Source organism: Nocardiopsis sp. L17-MgMaSL7 (genome assembly GCF_003182025.1).
GTDB lineage: Bacteria > Actinomycetota > Actinomycetes > Streptosporangiales > Streptosporangiaceae > Nocardiopsis > Nocardiopsis prasina.
On sequence record NZ_QGTF01000017.1, the window covers coordinates 87,974 to 94,940 of the forward strand.

A 6,967-nucleotide genomic window follows, 5' to 3' on the forward strand; every position below is an offset into this window, starting at 1 on the left:
TTTCCGGGTCGGGAGGTCGGGACGAGGTTTCGGGGGCCGTGCCGGGGCCGCCTAGAGACGCTCGATGATGCGCATCTCGCGCGCGTCAACGACCCACATCCCGTTTCCCGTGGCGGGGACGCCGATGATGACCTCACCCTGGGGGTGCACACTGATCTCCCACAGGAATCCCTCGTCGGCCTCCGCGGTGAGTTCCTCGCCGGTGGAGTACTCCCAGATCTTCATGATCCCCCCGGCGGGGTCGAAGTCGTCCGGGAGGAAGGTGGCGTACACGCGGTCCGCCACCACGCTGTACTCGAAGTCGTGCAACACGAGGTCGTCGTCCAGGTCCTCGGTGACGAACGCGGTGCCCTGCTCGGGGTCGGAGACGACGTTCTGGGTCTGCACTCCTTCCGCGACCGGATAGACCAGGGTCTCCTCGTCCACGAAGCTCAGTGCCGTGGGGTTGGTGCTCGGGATCTCCTCGCCCGTGGCGACGCTCTCGCCGGTCTCGGTGTCCCAGACCGTCGAGTGCTCGAGAAGGTCCTGCGCGGCGATGTGCCTGCCGTCCGGTGAGACGGCCACCGACAGGACGGTGCTCGCGCTGCCGGTGTAGGTGGTGACCAGTTCGCCGGTCTCCAGGTCGTACACGAACACGCCGGAGTCCACCTGGTAGTACTTGTTTCCGACCACGAGTTGTTCGCTGTCCGGGGTGAAGGCGACCGCGCCCACCTCCCACCCCTCGGAGAGGACCGTCACCTCCCCGCTCTCCAGCGAGTACACGTACGCGCCGTCGTCGGAGGCGTAGGCGAGCATGCAGTCGTCGGGGCTGAACACCGGGTGGCCGTACATGGGTGCGATCTCGGTCTCGATGAGGGCGAGCTCCTCCTGCTCGCGCCAGTCCCACAGCGCCACCCCGCCGGTCCCCGCGACGGCGAGCACCTCACCGTCGTTGGAGAAACCGGTGTAGAAGATGCCCGCCTCGTCCTGGGGAACGGTCGTCTCCTCGTTGGCTGCCTCCGTGTACTCGGGGGCCAGGTGCTCGGTGGGCGAACACGCCTCCCGATCCGGTACCCCCGGGGCCTCCTCGGACGCGGTGTCCGCCCCGGACCCGATCAGACCGGCGTCCCCCGCGGCCCACACACCGAGTCCACCGACCATGGTCAGTGCCAGAGCCGCCGCTCCCACGATCAGCAGGCCACGGCCGAACGTGCCCCTGCCGTCGCCCACCCCGGCGGCACGGACCGCCTCCTCGTACTCGTGCGCGACGCCGTCGATCCGCCCGGCGGCGGCAGGGGGCAGCCAGGCGGCGGCTGAGCCCGCCGGAGCGGTGGGCCCGCCGAGGGCCTGGAGGACCTGGGCCGCGTTCGGCCTGCGGGTGGGGTCCTTCTCCAGGCAGGCCGTGATGATGCCGCGCAGCGAGGCGGGGACGCCGTCGAGGTCGGGCTCCAGGTTGCTGATCCGGTAGAGGACCGCCGAGGGGTGGCCGTCGCCGAAGGGACCGCCTCCGGTGAGTGCGTGCACCAGGACCCCTCCGAGCGCGAAGACGTCGGCGGCCGCGCCGCTCTCACGCCCGTCCACGGACTCGGGGGCCATGTAGCCCGGGGTGCCGATGATCCGTTCCTCCTCGGCCCCGCTCGCGTCCTCCAACGCACGGGCGATACCGAAGTCGATCACCTGGGGACCGGCGGCGGAGACCATGACGTTGCCGGGCTTGAGGTCGCGGTGGACCAGACCGGTGGCGTGCACGCGCTCCAGGGCCTGGGCGATGCCGCGCCCCATGAGCCGGACCGCGTGTTCGGGGAGCGGCCCGGTGTCCTGGACCAGGTCCTGGAGGGAGGGGCCCACGACGTACTCGGTGGCCAGCCACGGGGTCTGGCCCGACGTGTCGGCGGCGAGGACCCGGGGCGTGTAGTTGCCGTGCACGCGCTGGGCGAGTTCGAGTTCGCGGGCGAAGCGCTCACGGAAACCGGGGTCGTAGGCGTACTCGGCCCGGACGACCTTCACCGCCGCGGGGGAACCGGAGGGGTCCAGCCCGAGGTAGACGCGTCCCATGCCACCGGAGCCCAACAGGGCGACGACACGGTAGTGGCCGACCCGTCCAGGGTCGTTGGGGGCGGGTTGCTCCATGATGCCTTCCGGGAGGTCAGCTCACTTCGGCGACGACGTCGAAGTCGGCGTCCAGGATGAGGATGGTGTAGACACCGGCCTCGGGGGAGGAAGCGGTGGCGATGTGCTCACCATCGGGGTGGACCCCGATGGGAGGGTTGAGGACGAGGTTGTCGGTGGTGACCAGGTCGCCGCTGCGCGCGTCCCAGACGAACCCCGGTTCGTCACTGAATTCCGAGGTGGCGCCGTAGACCAGGGAGCCGTCGGGGGAGATCTGGACCTCGACCAACTCATTGTGGTCGAGTCCGGGGTCCTCCAGGTCGCGGACCTCGCCGGTCTCCAGGTCCGCGATGCGGGCCCGGTCGCGGTCCGTGACCATGGCGAGTGTCCTGCCGTCAGCGGCCAGCGAGACGCGGTAGTAGTTGGCGCTGTCGAAGCGCTGGAGCTCCTCACCGGTCTCGGGGTCCCAGACGATCACCCCGATGTAGTCGGTGTAGCTCCGGTCGGTGACCACACCGACCAGGGACGAGTCGTCCGGGGTGTAGAAGAGGTCCGTCAGCATGCCCTCGCTGGGGAACTCGCTCAGGATCTCCCGGGTCTGGACGTCCCACACCTGGATGTGCGGATCGCCCTCCTCGGTGCCGTCAGCGGAACTGAGCGTGGCCACCCGGCCGCCGTCGGAGGTGAGCGCGGGCATGTCGAAGTGGCCGCGCACCTCGTCCTCGTCGTTGCCGATCACGGCGACCCGGTTGTCGCTGCCGCCCTCCCACACCTCGACGTAGTCGGTGGTGGTTCCGGCCGCGAACCCGTTCGGGGTGAACACGGCGCCGGTCGGGGCGGGGGAGTAGTGGTCGACCGCCGCCCCGTCCCGCCAGTTCCAGGTGGAGAGCGTGTTGGAACCGAAGACGTGCATCTGTTCGCCGTCCTCGGAGAAGTCGATCTTGTAGAGGAAACCCTCAAAAGCGGGATCTTCGAGTTCGCTCGGCTCGCTCCCACCCTCGTCCCCCTCACCGTCGGCCTGGGGCTCGGTGTCGGCGGTGTCGTCAGAGCCCAGGGGGAGGGCGTTCAGGGCCAGCGCACCGCCCCCGAGCAGGACCAGGGACGCGGCGGCCGCTCCCACGACCAGGGCGGTCCGGCGACGCTTCGTCCCGCGCTCGGGGGGTGACGGTGGGCGCTCGGCCTCCTTCGCCCGCTGGGTCTCACTCGCCTTGGCGGTGATCTGCTGGTTGACCGGGGAGGGCAGCCATCCGTGTTCGGCGGACGGCAGGGGGAGGGCGGAGATCTCCCGTTGGACGGTGTCGGCGTCCGGGCGCTCGGCCGGGTCCTTGGCGAAGCAGCGGGCGAGCAGGTCCCGCAGCGGTCCCTCGGGTACGGCCTCCAGGTGGGGCTCGCCCCTCATGACCCGGTTGAGGGTGTTGACCGGGCTGCCCTCACCGAACGGCGGCCTGCCGCTGGCCGCGAACAGGACCGAGCCCGCCATGGAGAACACGTCCGCGTGCGGGGTCACGTTCTGCCCGGTGACCTGCTCCGGCGAGGTGTAGGACGGTGTGCCGAAGGTCTGCCCGGTGCGGGTGAGGACGGTGCCCTCGACGGCGCGGGCGATGCCGAAGTCGATCACCTGCGGGCCGCGCGGTGAGAGCAGGATATTGCTGGGCTTGAGGTCGCGGTGCATGAGGCCCGCAGCGTGGATGGTGGACAGCGCGCGGGCCAGACCGAGGGCCAGGACCCGCAGTGAGTCCTCCGGGAAGGGGCCGTTCTCCCGGACCGCCTCCTTGAGGGTGGGGCCCGGAACGTACTCGGTGGCCATCCACGGAGCGGGGGCCTCGGGGTCGGCGTCCACCACCGCCGGGGTGAAGGGGCCGCGCACGCGCTGCGCGGTACGCACCTCGCGGGCGAACCGGGCACGGAACTGGGTGTCGTGGGCCAGGTCCTCCTTGACCACCTTCAGGGCACACAGGTGACCGTCGGGGGTGCGGGCCAGGTACACCCTGCCCATCCCACCGGCGCCGAGACGGGCGAGGAGCCTGTGAGGGCCGATGGCGTTCGGGTCGTCGGAGGCGAGGGGCTGCACGGCGGCGGGGGTCCTAACTGCGTGCGACTGCCGTGCTGGAGCCAGTGTTACGGCAGGTTCGGAGGGAGACCGAGGGGGTCGGTGTACCTCGCCAATGTAGCCGGTTCACGACAAACCACCCAGGCGTGTGTCCTGATCCGGTCTGGTGCACGGTGAACCGCGGTGGCAGTGGGACGCGTTAGGAGTGGTGTGGGCGACGAAGTCGGGACAGCGGAGCGGGCACACGTGTGCCCGCTCCCGTCGTGGGGACGGGTCGCGGGAGAGAGCGCGGTCGTCAGGCGCGTTGAAGGACGAGGGGCGCTGGTGAGGGCGCTGCTAGGCGGCGACCGGCTGGCGGTGCGTGTAGTAGTGCGCGGGCTCCGGGACCTGTGCGAACGGGTTCAGGAGAGCGGCGGCACCGGCGGGGTCGCTCGCGGGGTGCGAGATCGTGCCGCCCTGGAAGAGGTCGTTCCAGAAGAAGCGGCCGTCACGACACCAGACGTTGACGTCGCGCATCACGGAGGCGACGGCCATCTCGGAGGTGCCGGACCAGTAGAGCGGGCGGGAGGCGACCGAGGCAAGCTCGCCCAGCAGCGCCATGATCGCGCGCTCGGCGCAGAACGCGTGGCGGGGCTTGTGCTTGATTCGTCTGGCGAGGGCCGACTTCGCCCGGGAGGCCCGGGGATTGTTCAGGCGCCAGTGACTCAAGGTCGTCTCCAGTGTGTGTCGGGATACCGCGGGTGTGCTGACCGTGTGTGCTTATGGCGGCCACGTCGCCGCGGCGTGAGTTCCGTTCACCGTGCCGTTGTCCGGTGTTGGTGACATCCCTCCGCGAAGTTGGCGAGGTCCGAACGGTGTCGTTACCTCGTAGTTATTCTTCGCGCTCCGGATGCTAGCAGTAACTGACCCCTCGTAGTCGAGGCTTCCCAGAGTGATGCACATCACAGTTAACAACTGAGTATGGACCTGTTTAAAGCAGAAACATGCAGTTCAGATAGGGTTTTTCGGACAGATGTGCCCGTGGTGATTTTGCCTCGAAGGGGCCGTAGTCCCGTCCTGGTTGTCGTGGGTCTCACCCACTTTGGGAACTCTTGGCGCACTCGGTGTTACTCAGGGTGATTGTGAGTGCGTTGCCGGGTCTTTGCCGTTCCTTGCCGGGTTCGGCATCTCCAGCGGTCAGGGCTGTTCCCGTCCGTGTTGCGTGCCTGGTCACCCCCGTGTAGTGAGCGTTCAACGGCCTGGAGGACACTGGAAGGCGGTGCAAACAAGAGGAGAAGCGGCGAAGTGACACAGACCCACACATCCGGTGACAGGGCATTCGTAACGGGACGAGTTTCCAAGGAGCCGGTGGGTGGCGCCCGGGCCTGGCTGGTATGGGGAGTGGCGGTCGCCGCCTACTTCCTCGCCATGCTGCACCGCAACGGTCTGGGCGTGGCCGCCCTGGAGGCACAGAGCAGATTCGACGTCGGCCCGGCGCTCCTCTCCCTCCTGCCGATGCTCCAGCTCTTCGTGTACGTCCTCCTCCAGGTGCCCGCCGGACTCCTCGCTGACCGACTCGGCCCCCGCTACACCCTGGGCATGGGCATGATCGCGATCGCCCTCGGCTCCTGCCTCTTCGCACTGGCCCCGGGAATCGAACTGGCCGTGGCCGGACGCTTCCTCATCGGTCTCGGCGACGCACTCGTGTTCCTCAATGTCATCCGGCTCGCCGCACTGTGGTTCCCGCGCTCGCGCTACGCACTGGTCAGTGGCCTGACCGGCGTGGTCGGCGGTACCGGCCAGGTGGCCAGCGCGGCTCCCCTCGCCTGGGCGCTCGACGGCTTCGGCTGGGAGACGGCCTTCCTCGCCACCACCGGGTTCACGGTTCTCATGGCGCTGATGGTCCTCCTGGTGGTGCGGGACCGCCCTGTCGGGGCCGCCGGACACTCAACGGTCGCTGACCCCATCTCCCTGTGGGGCGCGCTCAAGGAGGCGCTGAAGGCGGAGGGCCCCCGGATCGGGATGGCCCACCACGCGGCCGTCATGGCGCCGTTCACGATGATGATGGTGCTGTGGGGCTACCCTTACCTCGTGGGAGGCCTGGGACTGTCCGAGGGCACCGCGGCCCTCACCCTCACAGGCCTGGCCGGTGGAGCTCTCTGGCTGGCCCCGGTCGCGGGTGTCCTCGTCGGCCGCTGGCCAGGGGTGCGGGTGTACTTCGCCCTCATTCTGAGCGGCGTCCTGACCCTGGGCTGGCTGCTCCTGGTGGCCTGGCCCGGCGGAGCCCCCGTGGTCGTGGGTGTGGCGGTACTGGCCGTCAGCGCCCTCGGACAGACCATGGCGCCCACGGTCTCCTTCGACTTCGCCCGCGACGGCATTCCGGCCAGCCGGACCGGTGTCGCCTCCGGTCTGGTCAACATGAGCGGCTTCACCACCGCCGTGATCTGCACAGTGGCGGCCGGAGCCATCCTCCAGGCCCTGCCGGAGGATCCGGCCTCCTACCAGTGGGCCTTCACCCCGATGGCCGTCGCCACCTTCCTCTCCACCTGTGTGCTGGTCGTCTTCATCCGTCGCCGAGCCCGCGCAGCCGTCGCCCAGTAACAGGAGACCCCCGCGTGGCGCGGGGAGCAGACTTTTTCACCTGGGAACTTACCGGTGGTAAGCGCTCGTTTTTCCAACTTGTCGAGAAACAGACAAAACCGACATCCGTCTTCGTTGTTGCTGTCACGGGTGAGCCTGCGGCCACAGCGATGTGTTTCTCCATGCCTGCGCTGACCGGGATTCGTGTCGCGGCCGGTCACGCTTCCCGACGCAACAGCGGCAGCGAAGGAGAGCGCGGGACCAGGACTG

Annotated in this window: 5 protein-coding genes; 2 read left to right on the forward strand and 3 right to left on the reverse strand. The window is 69.2% G+C overall.

What is annotated here, in order from left to right:
• Positions 1 to 51: 51 nt before the first annotated feature.
• From BDW27_RS23920 to BDW27_RS23930, 3 genes are all read right to left on the reverse strand, one after another.
• Positions 52 to 2,109 (reverse strand): serine/threonine-protein kinase, encoded by a 2,058-nt coding sequence (locus BDW27_RS23920; protein ID WP_110051862.1) that lies wholly within the window; start codon positions 2,107 to 2,109, stop codon positions 52 to 54.
• Positions 2,110 to 2,125: 16 nt separating this feature from the next.
• Positions 2,126 to 4,159 (reverse strand): WD40 repeat domain-containing serine/threonine protein kinase, encoded by a 2,034-nt coding sequence (locus BDW27_RS23925; protein WP_110051864.1) that lies wholly within the window; start codon positions 4,157 to 4,159, stop codon positions 2,126 to 2,128.
• 315 nt (positions 4,160 to 4,474) lie between these two features.
• Positions 4,475 to 4,846: a hypothetical protein gene (locus BDW27_RS23930; RefSeq protein WP_026128963.1), complete on the reverse strand. Its 372-nt coding sequence runs from the start codon at positions 4,844 to 4,846 to the stop codon at positions 4,475 to 4,477.
• Between the two features lie 576 nt (positions 4,847 to 5,422).
• Here BDW27_RS23930 and BDW27_RS23935 point away from each other — a divergent pair.
• Both BDW27_RS23935 and BDW27_RS27900 read left to right on the forward strand, forming a co-directional pair.
• Positions 5,423 to 6,718 (forward strand): MFS transporter, encoded by a 1,296-nt coding sequence (locus BDW27_RS23935; RefSeq protein WP_110051865.1) that lies wholly within the window; start codon positions 5,423 to 5,425, stop codon positions 6,716 to 6,718.
• Between the two features lie 14 nt (positions 6,719 to 6,732).
• The coding region (locus BDW27_RS27900) for a hypothetical protein (protein ID WP_233515904.1) at positions 6,733 to 6,967 on the forward strand (235 nt) is incomplete at its 3' end.